Origin of the sequence: Shewanella sp. SR44-3 (assembly GCF_014163735.1) — a bacterium.
In the GTDB taxonomy this organism is placed as follows: Bacteria; Pseudomonadota; Gammaproteobacteria; order Enterobacterales; family Shewanellaceae; genus Shewanella.
This window is the reverse complement of sequence record NZ_JACJDV010000033.1, coordinates 18,819-39,210: the sequence shown is the minus strand read 5'-3', so window position 1 is coordinate 39,210 and position 20,392 is coordinate 18,819. Positions and strand designations below refer to the sequence as shown.

Annotated in this window: 12 protein-coding genes; 5 read left to right on the top strand and 7 right to left on the bottom strand. The window is 43.1% G+C overall.

The genetic code is table 11. The annotated features are described in order from the left end of the window. Positions 1-176 precede the first annotated feature (176 nt). From H5073_RS14290 to H5073_RS14280, 3 genes are all read right to left on the bottom strand, one after another. Entirely contained in the window at positions 177-3,287 is a 3,111-nt protein-coding gene (locus H5073_RS14290) for a multidrug efflux RND transporter permease subunit (RefSeq protein ID WP_182680238.1), read from the bottom strand. Beyond that, entirely contained in the window at positions 3,287-4,372 is a 1,086-nt protein-coding gene (locus H5073_RS14285; RefSeq protein ID WP_182680237.1) for an efflux RND transporter periplasmic adaptor subunit, read from the bottom strand. Before H5073_RS14285 ends, H5073_RS14290 begins: the two co-directional genes overlap by 1 nt. Positions 4,373-4,657: 285 nt before the next feature. Then, positions 4,658-5,668 (bottom strand): hypothetical protein, encoded by a 1,011-nt coding sequence (locus tag H5073_RS14280; RefSeq protein WP_310734256.1) that lies wholly within the window; start codon positions 5,666-5,668, stop codon positions 4,658-4,660. Positions 5,669-6,389: 721 nt separating this feature from the next. On the opposite strand from H5073_RS14280, the gene H5073_RS14275 reads away from it, so the two are divergent. From H5073_RS14275 to H5073_RS14260, 4 genes are all read left to right on the top strand, one after another. Then, positions 6,390-7,910 carry a YifB family Mg chelatase-like AAA ATPase gene (locus H5073_RS14275; RefSeq protein ID WP_182680235.1) on the top strand — a complete coding sequence of 507 codons (1,521 nt, stop codon included), beginning with the start codon at positions 6,390-6,392 and terminating at the stop codon, positions 7,908-7,910. Positions 7,911-7,986: 76 nt separating this feature from the next. Then, a complete protein-coding gene (locus tag H5073_RS14270; RefSeq protein ID WP_182680234.1) occupies positions 7,987-8,886 on the top strand; it encodes an acyltransferase in 900 nt (299 codons plus the stop codon). A 5-nt stretch (positions 8,887-8,891) separates the two neighbouring features. Then, entirely contained in the window at positions 8,892-9,800 is a 909-nt protein-coding gene (locus H5073_RS14265) for an acyltransferase (RefSeq protein ID WP_182680233.1), read from the top strand. A 127-nt stretch (positions 9,801-9,927) separates the two neighbouring features. Then, the gene (locus H5073_RS14260; protein ID WP_182680232.1) at positions 9,928-14,436 is read left to right on the top strand and encodes an EAL domain-containing protein; all 4,509 of its coding nucleotides are present in this window, start codon (positions 9,928-9,930) and stop codon (positions 14,434-14,436) included. A 33-nt stretch (positions 14,437-14,469) separates the two neighbouring features. Here the strand turns inward: H5073_RS14260 and yjjG are convergent, their stop codons facing one another. The 4 genes from yjjG to H5073_RS14240 all read right to left on the bottom strand — a co-directional run bounded on the left by yjjG (position 14,470) and on the right by H5073_RS14240 (position 19,509). Continuing rightward, positions 14,470-15,150, bottom strand: coding sequence for a pyrimidine 5'-nucleotidase (gene yjjG, locus H5073_RS14255; protein ID WP_182680231.1), 681 nt, complete (start codon positions 15,148-15,150; stop codon positions 14,470-14,472). A gap of 74 nt (positions 15,151-15,224) precedes the next feature. Continuing rightward, on the bottom strand, positions 15,225-16,628 hold the full coding sequence (locus tag H5073_RS14250) for an MFS transporter (RefSeq protein WP_182680240.1): 1,404 nt from the start codon (positions 16,626-16,628) through the stop codon (positions 15,225-15,227). Between the two features lie 203 nt (positions 16,629-16,831). Further along, complete coding sequence (locus tag H5073_RS14245) at positions 16,832-18,001, bottom strand: phosphotransferase enzyme family protein (RefSeq protein ID WP_182680230.1); 1,170 nt, start codon at positions 17,999-18,001, stop codon at positions 16,832-16,834. Between the two features lie 86 nt (positions 18,002-18,087). Then, the gene (locus H5073_RS14240) at positions 18,088-19,509 is read right to left on the bottom strand and encodes a hypothetical protein (protein WP_182680229.1); all 1,422 of its coding nucleotides are present in this window, start codon (positions 19,507-19,509) and stop codon (positions 18,088-18,090) included. A 238-nt stretch (positions 19,510-19,747) separates the two neighbouring features. Here H5073_RS14240 and gmk point away from each other — a divergent pair, with 238 nt between their 5' ends. After that, the gene (gene gmk / locus H5073_RS14235) at positions 19,748-20,371 is read left to right on the top strand and encodes a guanylate kinase (protein WP_182680228.1); all 624 of its coding nucleotides are present in this window, start codon (positions 19,748-19,750) and stop codon (positions 20,369-20,371) included. Positions 20,372-20,392: the final 21 nt, after the last annotated feature.

Below are 20,392 nucleotides of genomic sequence, written 5' to 3'. Positions count from 1 at the left end.
AAGTGCTAAGTGCTAAGTGCTAGCAAAATATAAAAGGCACAAAACAAAAAACGCAGCTTAATTAGGCTGCGTTTTTGTGTTTAACGGTTTAAAAAATGAAGCCTAAGGTGCCTCATCTTACTCGCAGCAACTAACCAACCTCTGCTCGGGATAATAAATGCATATCAAACAATTCTTTACACCTGTGAAGATGAAGCTTTTTGAGCGGCTATAGCGTCATTAAGTTGCGCTTCAACAAACCCTGGTGAGTGAGTTGACGAAGAAATAAGTCGGTACATAGCGGGGATCACCAATAAAGTGACAATGGTCGCAAATGCCATACCAAAGAAAATAACAGTACCTACCGCGATACGGCTTTCACTGCCAGCGCCGCTTGATACGATTAATGGTATCGCACCTATTAGTGTGGTGAATGCAGTCATTAATATCGGTCGTAAACGACGAGCCGATGCATCAACAATGGCGTTATCGAGTGATAAGCCTCGGTCGCGCAGTTGATTGGCAAACTCGACAATTAAAATGCCATTTTTGGTCACCATACCAATTAACATTATCATGCCAATTTGACTGTAAATATTCATCCCTTGATGGGTGAGCACTAAGCCAATAAAACCGCCGAAAATACCCATGGGAACGGTAAACATCACTACAGCAGGATTGATAAAGCTTTCAAATTGAGCCGCCAATACCAAGTAAGCGATCAACAGCGCCAAACCAAATACAATCAGCACTCCCGTTTGATTTTCTTTAAAATCTTTTGACTCCCCAGTGTAGGCAATTGAAATATCGTTTGGCAATAATGTTATTGCCCGCTGCTCTAAAAAGTCTAAGGCTTCACCTAAGGTATAGCCTTCGCCTAAATTTGCTTTAATGGTAATCGATTTTTGCTTGTTGGTATGACTAAGGCGTTGTGGAGAGGCAACTTCCTCAACTTGGGTCACGGTGTCAAGGGTGATAAGCTCGCCTTTACTGCTTCTAAAGTAGATTTTACTGAGGTCAGTGACACTGTTAAAGCTGTTCTCATCACCGCGAAGATACACATCATATTCTTCACCACGCTCAACAAAGGTTGTTTCACTGCGGCCCCCCAGCATGATTTCCAAGGTTGTGGCTATTTCTGAAACGCTAATCCCTAACTCTGCTGCTCGCTGCTTGTCTACCGCAACGACAAGTTCAGGTGTGGTCTCTGCGTAATCTAAATCGGCACCTTCCAGCATAGGGCTAGAATCCGCTTCTTGTTGCAGTACTTGAGCCCATTTGAACAACTCTGAATAGTCAGAGCCACCCAGTACAAATTGGACAGGTTCACTCGATTGACCTCGAAATCCTGGCAGCATAGGGCGCACCATGACATCGGGTATGTCTTTCAATGTGTTGCTGATTAACGCTAAGGCCTGTTTTATATCGGTATCACGATCTTGCCAATCTTCGAGTTGAATAATTGCAAATCCAGTTTGGTCACCTGCTCGGCCGCCAAATGCCGGTGCTTCAACGCTAAATGATTTCACTACGCCTTGACCCAATAGTGGCATTAGTCGGTTTTCAACTATATCCATATTAGCAATCATACGATTATAACTAGTGCCCTCTGCACCTTTAATAAACGCAAATAATACCCCGCGATCTTCTTGCGGTGAGAGCTGCGAAGGGACTTGTTGCAAGAGTAAATAGCTACCACAAATGCAGGCGATAATAATAAATGGTGCCGCTATACGCCAGTGCAATGCCCATTTGACCAGACTACGATATCGCTGCTCTAAACGATTAAAACCATTATCTATCGCAATATTAAAACGATTTTTCTTCACATTGGCTTTTAATAGTTTGCTACTCATCACTGGGGTAAGGGTGAGAGCAATAAGGGATGAAAACAGCACCGACATTGCCAGCATCACGGAGAACTCCGTAAACAGTAACCCGACCATGCCATCCATAAATGAAATGGGTAAAAACACCATCACCAGTACTAGGGTTGTTGATATCACTGCAAAACCGACTTCGCGAGTCCCTTTATAGGCCGCGAGTATGGGTTGTTCCCCCTGTTCAATATGGTGGAAGATATTCTCAACCACAACGATGGCGTCATCAACCACTAAGCCAATGGCTAAAATAAGTGCCATTAAGGTTAATAAGTTAATGGAGTAACCTAAGCTGTATGCCGCCATAAATGCAGCAATTAATGATACTGGTACTGTCACTGCTGGGATTAAGGTTGCCCGTACTTGACCAATAAAAATGTACAACACAAGGATAACCAGCACCCCTGTAATGAATAGGGTGTTGTAAACCTCATTAATTGAGCGCGCAATAAACACATTGGCATCATAATCGACAACTAACTGGGTTCCTTCTGGCAAAAAGCTCTGCACTTTATCGACTTCGTGCTGTACTTGCAGCGATATGTCTAATGGATTGGCATCAGATTGCGGCACGATACCTAAGCTTAAGTTAACGATACCGTTGCTTTTAAAAGTCGAATTTTCATTTTCTGCTCCGATAAATACGCTAGCGACATCCTTAAGGTAAATAGGCGTACCGTCGTCTGCGGTGTGGACAACTAAATAGTTAAAGTCTTCTGGGCTGTAATATAGCCGTTTTGTTCTAACAGACATGACAGTGGTGTCGTTACGAACCTCACCACCCGGTGTCTCAAGATTTTCACGATTTAAGGCGCTAATAATGTCGTTGGTGGTCACATTTCTACCAGCCATTAGTTGCGGTTTTAGCTGTACATACATGACTTTGTACAAACCACCAGAAATATTGACCGAGCTCACCCCAGTAATTAAGCTAAATCTGTCCTCTAATACTCGCTGGGCGTAATCTGTGAGTTGAGTACGATCCATATTTTCAGAGCTTAAGTTGACATAAATCGATGGTTCACCAGTACCATTATCTTTAGATACAATAGGGTCGTCAGCTTCATCAGGTAAGCGACGCTGGGCTTTAGCAACGGCATCTCGTACATCACTCACGCCTTCGGTTAAATCCCACCCTAGTTCAAATTCGATGGAAATACGTGACATGCCATTTCGAGTGGTTGAGGTGATTTCATCAATACCGCTGATACCGGTTAATTCATCTTCTAGGCTCTTAGTGATTTTACTTTCCATAATAGTGGCTGATGCACCGCTATAAGTGGTCATTACTGTCACGACTGGGTTTTGTACATCGGGCATTTCTCTAACCGACAGTTTAGAGAAGGATACCAAGCCAAAAACACACAGCAATAAACTTAAAACAATCGCAACTACAGGACGTTTAACCGCCGTATCACTTAGCCACATTATTTTTGCTCCTGTTGAACAGAACCTGGCTTAGATTCGGCCACTAAGTCCTTCACCTTAATGCCGTCACGCATATTCACCAAGCCTTGAACTACTATGCGCTCACCTATGCTAACACCAGATTCAAGCAGCACTTGGTCTTTAATTCTGGCACCTAATATCACCTGGGTACGAATGGCGACATTGTCTTGATTAATAACGTAGACATAGCGTTTAGTTCCAGAGTACTCAAGGGCTTGCACTGGAACAATTGGAGATGACACGCTAGGGAACACTAGTGTTGCAGACATCATCATACCCGGCTTTAATTGGCTCTTTTGGTTATCAAACTGACTCCGAACATTGAGGTTCAGTGTTTGTGAATTGACCCGTGGATCAATCGCAATAACCTTGCCTGTAAAAATGGCTTTATTCCAAGCTCTGCTCGATGCATTTACCAGCATCCCTGTACTTAATAAAGCGAGATAATGTTCTGGAACCTGTAAATCGAGCTGTAACACAGATAAATCATCAAGTGATAATAGTGATTCATTGATACTTACCATCTTGCCGCGGCTGAAATTGACCAAGCCAGTATTTCCGGAAAATGGTGCGGTTAGTGTGTGATAATCAAGATCTGTTTTTGCCGCTTCAAGTCGAGCGAAAGCGATATCAACACTGGATTTTTGCGCTTCTATTTCTGTTTGAGTGATGGCGTTAACGTGGATCAACTTGTTAAACTCGTTAAGCTTACGCACTTCATCTTGATAAAAAGCTTCAGCCTCAGTCACGTTGGCCTTTGCCTTACGGTTATCAAGCGTGAGTAATACTTGACCTTTAGTGACATATTGGTTGGATGTCACAGCTATGCTGTCTATTTTCCCTGGGACTTGCGGCGCTATCATTACTGAGTCAGTTGCAGCAAGCTTTCCGATTAAGGTAATTGATTGCGAAAGCTCATGCTGTTCAACTGCGGCAGTGATCACTGGAACCACTTTTTCAGCTCGGGTAGGAGCCTTAGCGGCAATGGCATTGGGGAGCCCCCCAACATACCCAATAATCAATAGGGAAGTTAAAAGAAGACATTGGCCAAGTTTTTTGATCATTTGAGTACACATCTCTATAAGCAATAATTGAAGGTGTCGTTGCACGACGACTGGGGCTAATGACTAGCCTGTGATTGATGACTGCTTATTGTAATTATATTTGCTTAACTGAGCGTAAAGTAATGTAAATCTTTTTACTCTCTTTGTAACAAGACACATATCAAGAGTATGTTCCAACGTTTTTTTCAGCGGTAAAATGGCAATAAAAAAGCCATATCTCCAGATATGGCTTTTTTATTCAATTCGTTTGCACTAAACCACAATGCAAAAATACTGCCTAAGATATTACTTTTCGATAGGCTCGTTAGTGATCTCTATGGTTTGTTTTTTAGCCACAGGGGTTATGCCCATAAAAAATTCATTAATTTTATCTGCTGATGGATCTTTATCATCCAACTTATCACTGCTTGTATCTGGGAAGAAAGTATATGTTGTGTCAGACTTTTTAGTGGTCGGTTGTTGCATTGTTTGCTTTGAGACACCTTTTGAATTTGTCTCAGCTGCTTCTTTTGCAATACTATTGGGCGGTGTAGTAAATGAAGACTGGTTAAACTTATAATTAAAGGTACCGCTAGCTTCAATTTTTTCCACACTGGATTTATCTTGATTTTTATATGACGCTAAAATGCCATGTTTACCCAATGGAATTTCGTGCGACAATTTGCTACCCGTGCCAATTTTCACACCATTGATATACCAATCTGCTGGCACGTTACTGATTAAAGTAATCATCGCAGATTTAAGGCCTAACTCTTCATTCAACCTAATATCAGTTTTATTGTTATAAGAAGGCTTAAACTGCATGGTTGCTTTATAAGTCAACTCGCCTTTCATGTTCATGTTGGCGTCTAACACTTCGTATGATAACAACACACTTTTTTCGTTTAAAAAGGGAGATTCGTTACGAGTGCTGGATAAGATACCGCTTTTAGATTCTTTTAAACAATCTGCAATTGACTGATACTTTGAACATTCTGTTGAGCCATTAATGGTCACCGGAAGCGAGCTATCAGGTTTAGATAAATCAGCAAGTAAGCGGTTGGTGATCTCAGTTTTAAGCTTAAACAACTGCTGACTTTTATCAGCGCGCTTTTTATTTACCGCTTCGTATTCTGCAAGTATGGCTATTTTTTCTGCTTTAAGGCTTGCACTGTCATCTTTAATTTTTTGGGTTAATTTATCGACAGTATGAATAGCAGATTCTATTTGTTTATAGGTTTGGCTAAGCCCTGTTTTAGCGCGAATGATTCTTGGTAATTCGGCAATGAGCTCTTCATAACGTTGCTGCTCTAACACTATGCCTTTTTTTAGGCCCTCTATGTCATAGGCTTTTTTATTCAGTTGAGAGAATCTGTCGTTTACTGTGATAAGCAAAGTATCAATATTGTATTGTTGTTCAATTGTATTGAAAGTCTGCTTTTCTGACGCAGTAATGACTTCGAGTGCCGCAAATGAGTTGCTTGCGTAAAAGCACAATAAAGCAAAGCTAATTGAACAGTATTTCACTGATATCTCCATCAAAATTATTTACACGCTAGAACTATCGACACTCTGCAATGAGCTGAGTGTAACCAGCAAAGAGTAAAACAATCCGTTAATAATTTATGATACTGAAGTTATTTTGGCTTTACAAACAGATTGTCGTGCATTGCTCACAATAAATTTACAAATCCTGATGCCTCCCGACACCCGACAGCTCAAACCTCGACGCCTTTTGTCGCTACTGCTAAATGTAATTAAATCCCCTGTATTTGCCTAACAAAGTTAACCCACTGCACCTTGCCGCGCTTAAGCAGCCATCGTAGCAACTTAGCTTTAAGCTGATTATTCAAGCTCGAATTCAACATTAACGAGCCAACATTAATTATTAGCTACATAAGTTTGTAGTCTGTCGTTTAAGCTCAAATTTACACTTCAATCACTGAATTAAGTTAAATCCAAGCATCGCCCCAAACGACAGTTCAAGCTCTGTTCAACTACTATTAATGGAATTCAACCAACAACAAAAGGATTTGTTATGGCAATTGCATGCGTCATGACTCGTGCAAGCTGTGGTGTACAGGCTCCAAAAGTCATAGTAGAAGTGCATTTAAGCAATGGCTTACCAGGGTTTAGCCTAGTGGGTTTGCCGGAAGCATCAGTAAAAGAGGCTAAAGAAAGAGTCCGCAGCGCGTTAATTAATGCAGGATTTGAGTTCCCCATGCAGCGCATCACAGTGAACTTGGCCCCTGCGGATTTACCCAAGCAAGGGGGGCGCTATGATTTACCCATCGCCATTGGGATCCTCGCCGCCTCAGAGCAAATACCCAAACAAGCCATTAATGATGCTGAGTTTGTCGGTGAGCTGGCACTCACTGGCCAAGTACGCTCTTGTGTAGGGCTACTGCCCGCCATCATAGCTGCAAGGGATGATGGACACTCTATGTTTATGCCGCTGGATAATCGCCATGAAGCCGAATTAGTGGGTTATCAGCAATGTCATTTCGTTGCCCATCTTCAGCATCTTGCGGCGTTCTTACATGGCCACAGCCAATTGCCCAAGGTGGACACCAAAACATTATGGATAACTGAATCCACGATTGACCCCACACTGTGTCTCAGTGATGTTATTGGCCAATATCAAGCCAAGCAAGGTTTGGAGATTGCTGCTGCTGGCGGGCATAATTTATTGCTTATGGGCCCGCCAGGCACAGGAAAGAGTATGCTGGCTAATCGCATTATTCCTCTCTTGCCTAATTTAAGCTATCAAGAAGCGATTGAGGTGGCTGCGATACATTCTGTGGCAGGGCTTAACACTCAAAGCCACAACTTTTTACGCCGTCCATTTCGCTCGCCTCACCATACTTGTTCGGCAATTTCATTAGTGGGCGGCGGCACTGTGCCTAAACCAGGAGAGATCTCATTGGCCCATAGGGGCATTTTATTTCTTGATGAATTACCTGAGTTTTCTCGCAGAGTGCTGGATTGTTTACGTGAACCCATGGAAACCGGCGAAGTAGTGATATCAAGAGCGGCGGCGAAACTCACCTTTGCTAGCCGCTTTCAATTGATTGCCGCCATGAACCCAAGCCCTTGCGGCGATGCAGATAAAGCCCGCTCGACACCAGATCAAATTCAGCGTTATCTTTCGCGCTTATCTGGGCCATTTCTAGACAGGTTTGATCTCACCATAGACGTGCCTAAATTACCAAGTGGCGCCTTGAGTCAGCCCAATAGCCAAACAGAAACCAGTGCCAGCGTGGCGGCCAGAATTAAAACAGCTAGGGAAAAACAGCTTAACCGCAGCGGGGTGCTTAACAGCGAGCTTAGTCCAAAAGCACTTAACAAGGTCGCTAAGCTTAATCAAGCTGAATTGATATTTCTTGAGCAAAGCGTGCAGCAATTAGGGCTTTCGGTGCGCAGTTTTCATAAAATTCAGCGAGTCGCTTGTACTATTGCCGATCTACAAGATGCAGCAAAAGTAGATAAAACACATCTTGCCCAAGCCTTAGGATATCGGGCTATGGACAGGTTAATTACCCGTCTAAGACAGCAATAAACAGCTAATTTATTACACTGCCGATTGAGCCAAAGCCTGAGTGCGGGTAACATAAGCCTCCATTTAAGGAGACTCAATGTCGTTGCTTCAGAAAATCAAAGGCTGCTTTGCCTTCATTTGCTACCTAATTAATACTATTTTTTGGGTTACGCCTATTCTCGCTTTTAGCATAGTAAAGCTATTGCCTAACGCACACACTAACCGCTTTTGCAGCTATGTGCTAGATCATTGCGCCAGCAACTGGATCAGCGTCAACACTGTGATTGAAGCCAGCCTTCACCCAGTAAAAATCCAATTAACCGGTGATACTCATTTCAGTGAAGAGCAATGGTATATGGTGATAGCCAACCACCAATCTTGGGTTGATATATTAATTTTACAGCGGGTTTTTAACCGTAAAATCCCCTTTTTAAAGTTCTTCTTAAAACAAGAATTAATTTATGTACCGCTACTAGGTTTAGCTTGGTGGGCGCTTGATTTCCCTTTTATGCGCCGCTACACCACTGCGCAATTGAAGAAAAATCCAAAACTTAGAGGTAAAGACATAGAGATTACTCGCAAAGCCTGTGAGAAATTTAAGACTAAGCCTGTGAGTGTAATGAATTTTGTTGAAGGCACCCGCTTTAACACTACCAAGCATGCCAAACAAGAATCACCGTTCCAGCATTTACTTAAGCCAAAAGCTGGCGGCATGGCGTTTGCGCTATCAGCCATGGGGGAGCACATACACACTCTAGTTAACGTCACGATCTACTACCCCAATAAGGTACCTAGTTACTGGCAGTATATTTGCGGCGACCTAGATGAAGTTAAAGTCCATGTAGAAATCACCCCAATTCCGGCGAAATTGAAAGGGGATTACACCAAAGACAGAGAGTTTAAGATTGGATTCCAAGAGGAGCTCAACCAACTCTGGCAGGATAAAGATCGCATCATGACTCAACTCGCCATGTCTAACCATAAACCAGAGGCATAACCCCTATGTTGTCGTTTGTACCTGGGCCGGTTTTATTCTTACTCAGCGGCAGTTTATTTGTACTGAGCACCTTTATATGGGGTGGGTTAATTAGTATAGGTGGCATCTTAAAACTGTTTATCCCCACCATTAAAGGTCGTATTGCCATCACCCATGTAATGAACCGCTTTATGTGGTGTTGGGCATTTTTTAATGGCGCGATTATTAATCTGATCGCCAAAGTGGAATGGGACGTTGAGGGTTTAGAGCAACTCGATAATAAAAGCTGGTACTTGCTGATAAGCAATCATATCAGTGGCCTTGATATCGCAACCCAAAGCTATTTACTGCGCAACAACATCCCTATGCTTAAGTTCTTCTTAAAGAAAGAACTGCTTTACGTGCCAATTTTAGGCTTAGGTTGCTGGGCGCTAGATATGCCGTTTATGAACCGTACAAGTCCAGCCAAGTTAAAAAGAAACCCTAAACTTAAGGGCAAAGATTTACGCACTACCCGTAAGTCCTGTGAAAAATTTAAACACATGCCCACTTCTATCATCAACTATGTTGAAGGAAGCCGCTTTACTTTAGAAAAACACCAAAGACAGGCATCACCTTATCGTTATTTACTCAAACCCAAAGCTGGCGGTATCGCGTTTACACTTTCGGCCATGGGTGAGCAATTTACTAAAGTGCTCAATCTCACGTTAGTGTATCCTGATGCCCCAGAAGACACTTTAAAAGCCATGATGCTGGGTAAAGTCCATAAAATCACCATGCGAGTGGAATGTTTAGAGGTACCTCAAGTGGATGCTGAACTATACTTCTCACAACCTGAATATCGCACCCAGTTTCAGCGTTGGCTCAATCAGGTTTGGCTAGAAAAAGACCACTTAATTCATGAGCTAATGCAAGAGCAGAGTAAAAGTGATTAACAATATTTCGATGAGTTAACAGCTATAATGCTAACTCGATTTTTGTACTCACTGGGAAATTCAAATACAATGCTGTGGAGCATAAATAGAACTCAATAAATTAGTTCATTCATTTCATAGGTGTCTATTGAATTTACGAGTTACCCTCCCCACTTGTCACCACTTCACCTTGGCCCTTGCATTCCTTCAAGTGTTGCTATTTTGTTTGCTGCCTTTTCAGGTGCAGGCACAGCTAGAAACACCTCTTGATTATGAAGTAAAGTTCGAACATTTCACCGACAATAATGATTTAAACCAGCACTCAGTGACCCGCTTATTTATGGATAATGCAGGTATGTTATGGATAGGCACCCAAGACGGACTGCACAGCTTTAACGGCATTAACTATGAGCTGTTTCTCAAGCAAAATAACCAAGCCGATAGCATATCCGGTAACTACATTACCGATATTATCCAGGAACCCAATGGCAGTTTATGGGTAGCAACTTTAAACAGTGGCTTAAATCAGCTTAACCTCAAAACGGGTAAATTCACCCGTTTTGGCAAAGCTCAAGGCCTCAATGACTTAAGAGTTACCAGTCTAAGTATCATAGGAGAAACCCTGTGGATTGGCAGTCGCACCGGACTGTTTCTATTGTCACTAAAAACTCATGATATTACCCGCGTAACCTTAGGGCAAAACAGCGCACCTCATATCACCAGTTTGACCAATGTTGATAATAAATACGTCATTGTTGGCACAGAAAAACGTGGGACTTTTGCTATTGATAACAACAGCATTACTCGATTAGACATTGCTGCAAACCAAACCCTATATCGTGCTCATGCAAGCTCTATCAACTCAGTATGGATGGCGATAGATAACCAGCTATGGCGTTACAACCTCGCCACCCAAAAGAAAGAATTTATCTGGCAAAGGGATGACCAGCTAGGTAAAGAAAGTCATATCACAGATTTTGTCATTAGCCCTTACCAGCAAATTTGGGCCATTGGCCCAAATTCAGGTTTAATCGAACTCAATAAACAACAAAAACATTGGCAGAGCCGGGTACACAGGCATGAGCCCCGTAAGCTTAATAGCTTAAAAGAAAACACTGTTCAGTCGTTACTGCTCGATACTAGCGGCACACTCTGGCTAGGGACAGGTTATTCAGGTATTGATAAGCTCAATCTAAAGCAGCAGTTTTTTAAACATCTTTTTGATTACCATCCCAACCAGCCCCGTATGGCGAATATGATCCGTGCCCTATTTAGGGATGCACAAGGCACGTTCTGGATTGGTACAGAAGGCGCAGGTATCAAGTCAATCAAACAGGGGCTGCAAAGCTATCACAATCAACCTTTTGCCGATGCATTAGGCATTGATATCAAACACCTCAATTTGACCATTAACGATATAGTTCAAGATGACCAAGGTAAGCTGTGGTTCGCAAGCAATTATGGTCTAGCCCAATGGCATCAAGGAAAAGTGGTATTTGCAGCCTTTGCAAATCCTGAAGTGCAATTTAGCACTCAAATGCTGAGTATTAGCTTAGACTCAAGCGGTACTTTGTGGGTCGCAAGTCCTGAAAATTTATTTTCATTAAAAAATGGCCTTCTAGAAGAATATGCTTTTGATTTTCAAACCGAATTCAAACTGAATGAAAGTAGTTTAATGAAAATTTTCTTTCATGATGACGCGCTCTGGATCGGCACCATGACAGGGCTAGTACGTTTAGAGCCTAACAAACAGCAACTTATTTATAAGCATTCTGAGCCCAATCAAGCTAGCAGCCTAAGCGATAACAAGGTGCGTGATTTTCTGGTAACTCAAAGCGGTGACTTTTGGATTTCAACCCATGGTGGGATTGATAAAGTTATCACCAATTCTGAAGGTGATATCACCTTCGAGCGCTTAAAGGTCAACTCAGATCTCGCCAGCAATACTGTGTATGCCATGTTAGAAGACCAGCAATCTAATTTATGGCTTAGTACTAATTCAGGAATTTCTCGGTTTAATCCTACCAGCCAAGAGTTTACTGCATTCAATGAGTTTGAAGGATTGCAATCATCTGAGTTTAATGGCGCAGTCAAATGGCAAGACACCGATGGAACCCTCTGGTTTGGTGGCATTAACGGGGTCAACTCATTTACCCCTCAGTTAATTCCAGCCCATAGACCAGCGACAAAGCTCGCGTTAACTGGCTATGTACTGGGAGATAAGCGCTACAGGCTGCTGGATTTAAGCCATTCTCCCAGCATTAAACTGCCTTTCGAAAAACAGCTGGTTAGCTTCGAAGTTTCAGCACTTAATTTCAATTACCCAGAGCTAGATAGGTTCAGTTATTTACTGCTTGGCGTTGATGAAAATTGGCGTGAACTTAATAATAACAATGAGATAACTTATACCAACCTAGCTCCTGGGAAATACGAGTTATTAGTTCGCCATGCCTTAGAATACAACGATTATAGCCAGCGCAGCTTAAGCGTATCGGTTGAAGTTATTCCACCTTTTTACCTCACCACTCAGGCTTACATTATTTATGTATTGCTCGGCTGTATTTGCGTACTCATGGTATTGCATTCACGCCAGAAAAAACGCCAGAAACAGCGTGAATTTGAAAGCAGCATTAAGGCTTCAGAAGAACGACTCAAATTAGCCTTATGGGCATCTGGCGATGGCATGTGGGACTGGAGTATTGCCGATAACCAAGTGTTTCGCACTAATATGAGCAACCCCCAGAGCTTAATCCTAAGTAAAAGCACCTTGATTGATAACATTCATCCTGAAGACAGCCCTAGGGTTCAAATATTACTGAAAGAACACATTGCAGGTAATAGTGAGTTCTACGAAGCTGAGTATCGCATTCAAGATGAGAATGGTCGCTGGATCTGGTTGCTCGACAGGGGAAAAGTGGTTGAGAAAAATACCAATGATGTGCCTATTCGCATGGCGGGTACCCATAGAGATATCACCAGTCGAAAAATAATTGAAAACGAGCTAAAGCTGTCTTCTCAAGTGCTTTATAGCATGAATGAAGCCGTTGTTGTCGGCGAGCTTGATTATCGTGTCCGCTCCGTTAACCCAGCGTTTAGCAGGATCACAGGCTTTAAACCCAAAGATGTTACTGGTAAGCATTTTCTATTTTTAGCCACTTCCGCCCAAGGGCGAGAGTTCTATCTCAATGTAGAAACTCAGCTGCTTAAGCATAAGCATTGGGCCGGTGAAATAAAAATTCGCACTCGTGATAAAAAAGGCATATTGGCGTGGCTTGAAATCAACCAAGTGATTGACACTAAAGGTGAAACCAGCCATTTCGTAGCGGTATTCACTGATATTACCGCCCGTAAAAAAGCCGAAGAAGACTTACGTATTTTGGCCAATTTTGATCCATTAACTAACTTGCCCAACCGGACGTTATTCCAAGATAGGCTTAATCATGCGATAACCAAAGCTCACAGAAATCAGAATATCGTCGCCTTATTCTTCCTAGATTTGGACAGATTTAAGCATATTAACGATTCCATGGGCCACCATATCGGTGACTTACTACTCAAAGCCGTTGCCCATAGGCTGCAAAGCGCAGTACGCGAAGGCGACACGGTTGCACGCTTAGGTGGCGATGAGTTCACCATTATTTTAGAAGGTGTGTCTAAAGTGAGCTCTGCGACTGTGGTTGCTGAGAAAATCCTACATGCGTTTCAAACACCGTTTTTACTTGATGACAAGACCCTCACTATATCGCCATCTGTGGGTATAAGCCTGTACCCTGATGATGCAACTGACGCCAGTTCATTGATTAAGTACGCCGATACCGCCATGTATCATGCAAAATCAGTGGGGCGTAATAATTTCCAATTCTATACCGATCAGTTAAATCAATATGCCACTCGCCATGTACAGCTTGAAGCGGGATTAAAACTGGCTATTCAAGAAAATGAATTGTCCTTAGTGTACCAACCCAAATACGACATACTCACTAAAAAAATCGTTGGCTTTGAAGCCCTACTGCGCTGGAATCACCCGATACTAGGCTTTATCTCCCCTGCTGAATTTATTCCATTGGCGGAAGAGACCGGCTTTATCAATCAGATAGGCCAATGGGTTATTAACAAGGCCTGTAGTCAATTGGCACAATGGCATGAACTTGGCTTTAAAGAGGTAACCATTGCGGTCAACTTATCCGCAAGGCAGCTCAAAGCCGATATCGTCTCCACCATTGAAGTCGCCTTAGCCGTTGCGGGGCTACCAGCAAGCGCCTTGGAGCTTGAATTAACCGAATCAATGATTATGGGTAACCCTAAAGATTCGGTCGCGATTTTGTCGCAATTAAAAGAATTAGGCCTGACCATAGCCGTAGATGATTTTGGTACTGGCTATTCAAGCTTAAGTTATTTAAAACGCTTCCCCATAGATACCTTAAAAATTGACCGAGAATTTGTCCGTGATATCACTGAAGATCCTGATGATGCGGCGATCACCAGTGCCATTATTACTCTGGCTCACAGCTTAGAACTTAATGTGGTGGCGGAAGGGGTCGAAACCCAAGCTCAGCTAGATTTCTTGTTAAAAGAAGGCTGCGATCAAGTACAAGGTTTCTTGCTCAGCAAACCTCTGTCCGCCAAAGCCAGCCTCGCTCTTCTCAAGCGAAGCTAGTGCCAACTAGACAGCCTGAAAATGTGTTGCGGATTAACCTAAAAGCAGCGTTTTAAGTTCAGCGAGTGAGGCGACTTGATAATTTGGGGTTATACCCTGACTTGTCTCTGCGCCATGATGATTTAACCAACAGGTATCAATACCAGCATTGATACCGCCTAAGATATCTGAATGTAGATTATCTCCCACCATCAAAATATCTTGTTTTCTAGGACCCCCCATTAAAGAAAACGCATGTTCAAAGATGCTTACATGGGGCTTGGCCTGGCCAATTTGCTCTGAGATCACTACAGGTGAAAATGCGCCGCTGAAACCGGTTCGTTCTAAGCGTATTTGTTGAAGCTCAGTAAAGCCATTAGTAATTATGCCTAGGTTAGCTTTACCGGTTAAGCCATCGACTAACTCTCGGGCACCAGGAAGCGGCTTGCAAATATCTGCCATGGCATTTAAAAATGCGCTGTTAAGGGTTGAAGTATCAACCTTTAATTGTTCAGCCCAAGGAATAAAGCGGTTATTTTGCAATTCTTTAGCGCTGATTTTTCCATCCTGATAATCAATCCATAACGGCTTATTAATCGTCTGGTAAAAGCTAAAATCATCAAGACTAAAATCAAATTCAAAACCTGAAAACATTTGCTTTAAACCAGCAAAGGCATCAAAACTGAACAAGGTATCGTCGGCGTCAAACAAAATCCATTTATAAGGTAAATTCATACATCTCTCTTTTATTTCTGAGTCACGACTGTGCGAAAAAAATTCTAAATAACGACTCGATAACCATGGAATAACTACTGGGTATCTTGTGGTGGATGTGGGTCTTTTTTTGACTTTTTATCATTATCTTTCACGACCGAGAGCCAATCTAAACTCATGCCAGTGATGGCATTAAAGCGACCAATACGGAATATCAATTTAAGCAATTCAGGCCGTGGACGCACTTTAGGCTCATCAAGCTTAGGTAAAAACCAGTAACTGACCACACTTCGCAGTAACGTTGAGACCACAAACACGGTAAAAATTGGGCCTATGAGTGACTCATCTTGATTGAACCACTGCAACAACTCAGCAGATGACGCACTGATAGCTCCTCCCGCCAAGGCACCAATAAAGACACAAGCTGCGCCTAGCGCGGCCTGCAGTGCGGCATAGGTTGCAAAATCTGACTTATGCGGCCTGATATCATATAAATAGTTGGCAGTGCTTAAAGTAAAGCCACTCCAAGCGAGCCCTGACAGGGCTTGAATAAGCAAAATGTAGCCGTAATCGGCTGAAAATAACCATAGCAAAGGCAGACTAGGGATAAGGCAGCTGGTGAACACCATCACATAGCGATTGCCAAATTTATCACTAAAACGCCCCCAAAATCTCAGGCTAATAAATTGCGTAATAATGGACGCTACGCTGACAATGACAAACTCTAAGTAACTAAAATGCAGCACTTCCAACATGTATACGGCAAAATAGGGCGCAGAAATCGCCACCATACCCTGCATACTGGCGACAAATAAGCTGTATTTTCGAAAACAGCTGTCCTGCCAAGCCAGTTTAAAATTCTTCAAGGTGGTCACGAAAGCGATGTCTTTATCTTTATCGCCGTCGTCAGGGTCGTGCATTTGCCATAACAGCCATGCCGACGTAAAACGCCCCATGGCAGCCAAAGAAAACAGCAAGGTAAAGCCCAGCCAAGTCATGCCCCAGTGCTCACTTAATGTCAGCAGTCCGCCACCTAAAATAAATACACTGAGGGATGCCGCCATTGTCAAGCGGGTGCGCGCCGCAAAAAATGTCCCACGACGACGCTGGGGTACTATGCTCCCCATCCAGGCGCGCCAATGGGGCTGAATAAGGTTAATAAAACCGTGATAACCTACGGCTAAGGCAATAAATAACCACACGGCATTATCGGGTGCCCATGCGGCCAGCGCTCCCATCATCATCACCACTAACGCCTGCAATACAGCACACACCACAATAAACTGTTTGCGGCTGAAATGACTCGCAAGCCAAACCGACACCAACTGAGCAATTGAGCCAAATAATTGCGGTAAACCCGCCACCCAACCCATTTGCCCTAAACTTGCCCCTAAGGAAATAGCATAAGCATTAAAAAAGTTATCACTGGTGGCTGTCATCGTTGATGATGCCGCCGCTTCTTGCTGAGAGCGGCGCAAGGTACCTCGCAGCCAACTCATTCTGTTACGGCGACAACTGGGGTTGGTGTTCACTTGACTATGACGTTCTTGCTTGCTGTCAGCTTGATTAATCTCAGCTGAACTCGAACTGACTTGACTCGTCTCGCCTTGATAAGGCATAGGCTTCCTTATTTTCCTTGGCTGTTCTTTCATATTCAAAAGCATGGTCGACACTCAATGTCGTCTGCTAAATGAATCAGTCACTAAGACTGGCTCATTTGAGTAAAGGCTTGCTCCATGGCTGCATCTTGAGTCTGTAGGCTTAAAAACAGCGTAAACTGGTTAATGGCGCGCTGCAGATTATGATTTGGATGACCCACGGCAAAGTATGCATCCCCTTGTAAATGATCGCTCAAGAAGCGGCTCGCTAACATCAAAGTCATTAACTTCACTCCTAGCCACAGACTCAGAACCTCCTCATCACTCATGATACCTTTTAGCGCATCAATATAACCCTTGGCTGCAGCCAGGATGAGCTCTGGGCGCGCGTGAATATTAGCTAGCTCGGTGGAATCTTCAGCGACAGGAGAACAAAAAGCTCGCACCATGTCACCAAAATCATACATTAGATAACCCGGCATACAAGTATCAAGGTCAATCACAGCGAGCGGTTTTAGTGTAACTTGGCTAAACAACATGTTATTGATTTTAGTGTCATTATGACAAATTCTGCGAGGTAGCATAGCCTCCACGCTAGCAAGCTGTGCCATTAAATCATGCTGAGCTAGCGCCAGCTCCACCCAAGCTTTGCAGCCACTCAGACGATTATACTGATCCTGTTGCGCCGCTTGTTGTAACTGTGTGAGCCGTTTGGGTAAATTTAAAAAATCATCAATCACAACACCAATACTGCTTGGGTTAATTCCAGTTATATTGGCTGCAAAATGGCCAAAGGTTGCCCCCACCTGTTGAGCCATACTGGCATTATCCACCTGCGAAAGCGTTATGCTTTTAGGCACATAAGATAATAAACGCCAAAAACCATCAGCACCGAGATCTAGGGCTAACGCTCCGCTATTAGTCAATAAAGGCTCAATAACCGCTAACTGGTAGCGTCCCACGATAGCTTGCTGGTGAAGGTGATGGCTTATTAAAGCTGAATTGTTAACGAGCGTCCAAGGCGCGGGGAAAACATGGCAATTGATTTGTTGCAGCACAAACTTGCCAGAAGGGCAGCTCAATAAATAAGTGCTATTAATAAGGCCTTGGCCTAGAGGGGAAACTGAAATTGCCGTCTGTGGTTCAAAAACACTGCCGCCGAGACTCATGCCAGTCTGAAACAAATGGCTATATTCAGGCAATATTTGCAGCTGAATTACCGCTAAATGATGTTGTGATATTGACTCACATTTATCTAAGATCATTCCCGGCATAAATCTCACTTAATCCTTAGCTCAATTTTTTGTCTGCAAGCTTCTAAGCAGCAATTGAAGTCACTGCCTAGAAGCTTTATTGTCGCCTAATAACTCAAAAAATCAGAGAAGCGGCTATTTTTGCCCAAAGCAGATTGGCTACCTGTGAGGCTAAAATTGTAACCACAGAGTTTCACGCTCCCTCTAAGGGCGATATCATTGATAATGCCTTGTGTATCTAATGGTGAGAACTTCGCTTCTGTGGCGCTATCGCTAAGGAGACTCACCTGTAACGGGCGATACTTGCTGCCATTATTAAACGTCAGCTCACTGCAACGCTTGTCACCTTTAGCCGTATCTAGGCGCCACAAATCATGGGGCTCGGCATCATCTCCCAGCCATCTAAATGCCAATATGTCATCATACAGCACCAACTCAAAACCATCAGGGAAAGTCACTTTTGATACTTCCACGGCCACTTGTGCTGGTGCAGTAAAGGACTCAGGTTCATCTGCATTACTTAAGCCACTAACAAAACTGACTAACGCAGCAATGGCATAACCAATTAATACTGCAGCTGAAACACCTGCGGTGATTTTAGCGCCTAATAGTAAAGGTTTTCTGTGTTCATCAGCCCAAATAAGCCAGGTTTTCAATAACTCAGTAATTGAGCCTGACTTAAGCGCTGCTTGGTCTACCTGCCAGCGGTCGCCGCTTAATCTGTCATCAGCAAATGCAGTCGATGCTTTAGCAGACTTATTGTCCGAACGGTTGTCAGAGTCTTGATCTGAGTTCTTATTAGACTCAAGACCAAAATCAATTTCATCCGCATCCTGCTCACCCAAGCTGATATCGTAGGTATTCGCTGTAAACCCTGTAGTGGAAGCATGATCGACTGACGCTTTGTCAACGTCATCCCTTGGGGTTAATTTGGCTTGAATCGGCTGGATAGTGTGTTGCCTTGACGGCGCCATTTTTTGCTGATGAGTGCTTAAATTAGCACTAAATGCCTCTTGCTTAGCATCAGCTAATTGCCAGTCAGTATCAATAACCCCATCCCGTTCCGTAGCTGCGGCCTGATCTGCCCGTAACGTCGGCTCTTGACGAAATTTAACCTCTCCGAGTTTGGCTTCAATCGTCACATGGGGACCTATGTAACCCTGCACATAAGGTTTGACCGATTTATCGACGCTAGGCAAAAAAGCTAAATATGCTGAACTTGCCAAACCAAAAAAGAATAACCCTGCCAGTACCCCAAAAGGCGCAGCAAAATACAGACTTAAACCAAACCCTAATAAAGGCACGCAAATAAGCCAAGCAAAGCCTAATTTTTTACCACTATCGTACATCCGCCGCTTAGCCGACAAGATGACAAGAGGGAATAGCAATAAACTAAAAAATAGAATAATCAGAGTATTAGGGAATAAAATACCAATAAGACTCAAGGCAATATAACAAGCGGTATTGATCGCCATAATACGTAGCGCATTGTCTCGCCCTTGGCGACACAGGAGGGTTTTTAACAGCACAGAATAATCCTAGTTATGCACAAATCGACAAACATGCAGCAGCGTACCGAATTTCTGACCAATTGTCAGCGTCTAGCCTAGGTTTGCGGTAAATATATCTACCCATAAATAACCACCAGCTAAGCATTTACTCTAATCATGTCCCTAACACCAACACAGCTTGACCAGCCCAAGCTAGCATAAGGGTCAATCACTGGAGTATAATGCCGCTTTGCAATAGACCTTTGGATACTGAAATATGAGCGCTCGTGGAAATCTTTTTATTGTGTCGGCCCCTAGCGGTGCAGGTAAATCTTCTTTAATCACAGCGCTATTAAAAGATAAACCACAAGATATGCAAGTTTCAGTGTCACACACCACCCGCGCACCACGCCCAGGTGAAGTGGATGGTCAGCATTATCATTTTGTCTCGGTTGAGCAATTTAAGGCATTAATTGCTGAAAACGCTTTTTTTGAATCAGCCGAAGTGTTCGGTAATTTTTACGGCACATCGCGCCAAGTTATCGAAAATACCTTACGCCAAGGCGTTGATGTATTTTTAGATATAGATTGGCAAGGCGCCGAGCAAGTAAAAAAAATTATGCCCGAAGCCATTGGGGTATTTATTTTGCCCCCTTCTAAAGCTGAGTTAGAGCGCCGCCTTACTGGCCGCGGTCAAGACAGCAGTGAAGTTATAGCTTCACGTATGGCACAAGCTGTATCTGAAATGTCACACTACAATGAATATGATTTTGTAATAGTTAATGATAATTTTGAACAGGCATTGGCGGATTTGAAAAGCATCATTTTCAGTCAAAGATTAACCTGTGCTAGTCAATTCCATACTCACAATGATATGCTTGTCGATCTGTTGGCAGACTAACTGTCATAGTGTACAATTTTG

Coding starts and splice junctions, on each gene's coding strand:
- H5073_RS14290 (WP_182680238.1), bottom strand. CDS start 3,287: ATGTGGCTAAGTGATACGGCGGTTAAACGTCCTGTAGTTGCGATTGTT.
- H5073_RS14285 (WP_182680237.1), bottom strand. CDS start 4,372: ATGATCAAAAAACTTGGCCAATGTCTTCTTTTAACTTCCCTATTGATT.
- H5073_RS14275 (WP_182680235.1), top strand. CDS start 6,390: ATGGCAATTGCATGCGTCATGACTCGTGCAAGCTGTGGTGTACAGGCT.
- H5073_RS14270 (WP_182680234.1), top strand. CDS start 7,987: ATGTCGTTGCTTCAGAAAATCAAAGGCTGCTTTGCCTTCATTTGCTAC.
- H5073_RS14265 (WP_182680233.1), top strand. CDS start 8,892: ATGTTGTCGTTTGTACCTGGGCCGGTTTTATTCTTACTCAGCGGCAGT.
- yjjG (WP_182680231.1), bottom strand. CDS start 15,150: ATGAATTTACCTTATAAATGGATTTTGTTTGACGCCGACGATACCTTG.
- H5073_RS14250 (WP_182680240.1), bottom strand. CDS start 16,628: ATGAGTTGGCTGCGAGGTACCTTGCGCCGCTCTCAGCAAGAAGCGGCG.
- H5073_RS14245 (WP_182680230.1), bottom strand. CDS start 18,001: ATGCCGGGAATGATCTTAGATAAATGTGAGTCAATATCACAACATCAT.
- gmk (WP_182680228.1), top strand. CDS start 19,748: ATGAGCGCTCGTGGAAATCTTTTTATTGTGTCGGCCCCTAGCGGTGCA.